Source organism: Bartonella sp. AD328YNZD (assembly GCF_042196425.1).
The window spans coordinates 1-506 of record NZ_JBHIQG010000912.1; the positions used below are offsets into that span (position 1 = coordinate 1).

1 pseudogene is annotated in these 506 nt (G+C 33.6%); it reads right to left on the reverse strand.

Going from position 1 to position 506, the window contains the following annotated elements:
- Nucleotides 1–506, reverse strand: a pseudogene (locus tag ACFIO3_RS15715) (double-strand break repair helicase AddA); the annotation flags it as partial.

The window sequence follows — 506 nt, forward strand, 5'->3', positions numbered from 1 at the left end:
AAAAAACCATTGGTTTTTTTTAAATTTGCATAAATTTTGAGATAAAGGGCACAAAGCTGAAAAGCCGCCATATTGAGTGCACAGACTTTTACGCACTGATATTTCTCTAAAAGAACAGAAAGCTTGCTTTGTTTATCTTTAATCAATTGTTGAATAAAAGGCCAAATTTCATCTGATTTTTTAGACGATATAAGTGCAAAATTACGAGGTTTACCTTCTGTTGTAAAATAAATATCAGAAATACTATTGAGAATATTTGTCTCATCACGTACCTCTTCTAATTGGGAAAGTTTTGCCACCATATCCTTGAAGCTTTGACTTCCATTGGTTTCACAATGGTTAAGAGCATAAAGAGGAAGACGAGCAGTCTGTTGAATTTTTTCTAGTAATTGCTGATTTGTATCATCAGGTGCTAAATCAAACAGCGACCGCAATTTTTCTTCTCCATTTTCAGACAGAAGAGAAGACAAAAAATCAGACAGTTTATGTTGCTTTTCAGCTGCTTC